Raw genomic sequence first — 2,746 nt, forward strand, 5'->3', positions numbered from 1 at the left:
GACGTACGCCTTCGACCACACCCCCTACTGGCTGGAACGGAACAAGAACGGAGTCGACGTCTCGGGCGTCGGCCTGCGTGAGGTCGGGCACGGCCTGGTGTCCGTCGCGGTCGAGGTCGCCGCCGGTGACTCGGTCGTGTTGTCCGGTCGGCTCTCGGCCGCGTCCCACGGCTGGCTGACGGATCACTCCGTCGGGGAGCGGATGGTATTTCCGGGCAGCGGGTTCGTCGAGTTGGTGGTCCGCGCCGCCGACGAGGTGGGCTGCCCGCGCATCGACGAACTCACCCTCCGAGAACCGCTGTTGGTCCCCCCAGGCCTCGCGGTGGACCTCCAGGTCGTCGTCGACGCGGCGGACGGAGACCAGCGGCGCGGGGTCGCCGTCTACGCGCGGCCGGTGGACAGCGAAACGTGGACCCGCCACGCCCATGCCACCGTCGCCCCGGACACCGAGACGGAAGAACCCGGCACGGCCCCGGCCGCCGCCTGGCCGCCCGACGGCGCATCACCCCTCGACATCGACGCCCGGTACGAGGACCTGCGGGCCGAGGGGTACGCGTACGGGCCGGTCTTCCAGTGCCTCCGGCGTGCCTGGCGGCTTGGTGACGAGGTGCTGGCCGAGGCGGAGCTGCCGCAGGCCGCGACCGGCGACACCGACCGGTTCGGCCTGCACCCGGCCCTGTGGGAAGCGGCGGCGCACGCGGTACGGCTCACCGAACCGGCCCGGCGCGGCTCCGGGGACGGCGCACTGGTGCCGTTCTCCTGGCATGGCGTCACCCTGCGCGCCACAGGAGCCACCCGCCTGCGGTTGCGGGTGCGCCCCACGGGTACGGAGACCGCCCGGGTAGAGCTGGCGGACTCGGTCGGCGAGCCCGTCGCCGTCATCGAGCGCATGGCCGTCCGCCGCACGACCGCGGACGAACTGACCGGCGCGGCCACCGAAGACGCCGACGGCCTCTTCTCCCTGACCTGGACGCCGGTGGGGACCGCCACCACCACCGGCCTGCCCACGGGCCGGTCCGTCCCCGGACCGACCGACACCGCCGAAGCACCTGCCCCGGCGGGCGGCACCGTCGTACTGCCCGCCCTGGACGGCGGAGCCACCGAACTCCCCTTCATGGACAGCGACTCGGCAGGAGCCGCCGGGCAGGACGCCGGCATCGTGGTCCTGCCCGTCCTCGGCGGCACCGCCGGGGACGGGGACACCGAGCCCGCGACCGGGGCGGTCGCGGAGCGGCTGCTCGTCGCGCTGCAACGGTGGCTCGCGGACGAGCGCAACGCCGCCCGTCGCCTCGCCGTCGTGACCCACGGAGCCGTGGCCGCGGGCGAGGACACCGAGGGGATCCGGCCGGATGTGACCGACCTGGCCGCCTCGGTGGCCTGGGGCATGATGCGGACCGCGCAGAGCGAGCACCCCGACCGGTTCCTGCTCCTCGACCTCGACGTCGACCCGAAGTCGGCCGGGAGCGATCTGGCGGACCTGGTGACGAGGGCCGCCCGGACCGGCGAACCGCAGCTCGCGCTGCGCGGCGAGACGTTCCTCGCGCCCCGTCTGTGCCGCACCCGGAGCTCCGCCACCCCCGGATCCGTGCCCGACCCGGACGGCACCGTGCTGATCACCGGCGGCACCGGCATGCTCGGCCGGCTCGTGGCCCGCCATCTGGTCTCGACCCACCGGGCCCGGCACCTGCTGCTCGTCGGACGCCGCGGGCCAAAGGCGCCCGGCGCGGCCGAACTCCGCGAGGAGCTCACGGCGTTGGGCGCCGAGGTGCGGATCGCCGCCTGCGACGTCACCGACCGCGCCGAGCTCGCCGAACTGCTCGCGGGCATCCCGGCCGAACACGCGCTGACCACTGTCGTGCACGCGGCCGGTGTCACCCGCAACGGCGTGCTGGCCGACGTGGAGCCGCAGGACCTGCACACCGCGCTCCGGGCCCGTGTCGCCGGTGCGCTGAACCTGCACCACCTCACCCGCGACCTCGACCTGTCGGCGTTCGTGCTGTTCTCGTCCGCCGCGGGCACGGTGGGCAGCTCCGGACACACCGGCCTCGCCGCCGCGGCCGCCTTCCTCGACGCCCTCGCCCACCACCGCCGGGCACAGGGACTGAACGCCCTGTCGCTGGTGTGGGGCGCGTGGACACCACAGGGCCCGTCCGCCCGCCCGCTGACGGACGCGGACGCGATACGCCTCGCACGAGAGGGGGCCGTCCCCCTCCCCGCATCCGAAGGGCTCGCGCTGTTCGACGCGGCACGGACCGTCGAGGCCGCCCAACTCGTCGCCTCGAAGATCGACGCGTCGGCCCTGCGGGCACGCGCCGCGGCCGGCGTACTGTCCCCGCTCTGGCACGACCTGTTCCGCACACCCGCGCGCCGCCGCTCCGCGAACGACGGCGACAACACCGGCAGCAGGACACTCGCACGACAGCTTCTCGACCTGGGCGCGGAGGAGCGCAACCGCTTCGTCGTGGACCTCGTGCGCCGGCACGTGGCCGCCGTCCTCGGTCACGGATCACCCGCGCACATCGACCCGCAACGCGGCCTGATGGACGCCGGGTTCGACTCGCTCACCGCCGTCGAGTTCCGCAACCGCCTCGCCGCCGACACCGGGCTGCAACTGCCCGCCACACTGATCTTCGACCACCCCACACCCACCGCCCTCGCCGCGTTCGTGCTGGCGGAGACCCTCGGCACGAGCGGCGACCTCGACACCGACGACACCGTCACTCGCGGCGCCGCCGACGAGCCGATC

Annotated in this window: 1 protein-coding gene; it reads left to right on the forward strand. The window is 74.7% G+C overall.

From position 1 onward, the window contains the following. Positions 1 to 2,746, forward strand: a 2,746-nt coding sequence (locus GTY47_RS31315) for a type I polyketide synthase (protein WP_010049311.1), incomplete at both ends; no start/stop codon positions are given.

Source organism: Streptomyces sp. SID5464, assembly GCF_009862985.1.
GTDB classification, from domain to species: Bacteria; Actinomycetota; Actinomycetes; order Streptomycetales; family Streptomycetaceae; genus Streptomyces; species Streptomyces chartreusis_D.